Source organism: Vibrio sp. 1288 (genome assembly GCF_033344475.1).
In genome coordinates, this window is the sequence record NZ_JAWPOX010001047.1 from 1 (window position 1) to 533 (window position 533).

A 533-nucleotide genomic window follows, 5' to 3' on the forward strand; every position below is an offset into this window, starting at 1 on the left:
TGGGAGTCAACTCTAATGACTTCCCTATTTTCTGGTAAACAATAGGCAAGAAAAAAAGGTGCCACATTGGACACCTTTAAAATCAACGAACAGAAGTTACGCCTCCGGATTCGATTCAGCAATATTCTCGATTGGCTCTGGTTTTGCGTACACATAGCCTTGAATCAAATAGATATTGTGCGTAGCCAAATACTCAATCTGTTTTCTGTTTTCTACACCTTCAGCAATCATTTCACATTCCGCTTTCATCGCCGCAGACACAATAGAATCCAACACTTTGAGTTTTTGGTCGTCTGAGCCAATTGGATCAACGAACATTTTGTCCACTTTCAAGCAGCGAATACCCAAGTCCTGCAAGTAAGAAAAGCCACCATAACCTGTTCCAAAGTCATCAATTTTGAACTTGTAACCTTTGTTGGTGAGGTAGAGAATCTCTTTTTTCGCGGCTTCTACGTCTTTAACCGGAATTCTTTCTGTTAGCTCAAAATGAATTCGGTTTGCACACGGCCAATTCAAATCTGCCAGAAGTTTGG

The 533-nt window shown here is 40.9% G+C and carries 1 protein-coding gene; it reads right to left on the bottom strand.

Features of this window, described 5'->3' with window-relative positions; translation table 11 throughout:
- Positions 1-96: 96 nt before the first annotated feature.
- Positions 97-533, bottom strand: a 437-nt coding sequence (locus R8O11_RS30830; RefSeq protein WP_318195337.1) for an EAL domain-containing protein, incomplete at its 5' end; no start/stop codon positions are given.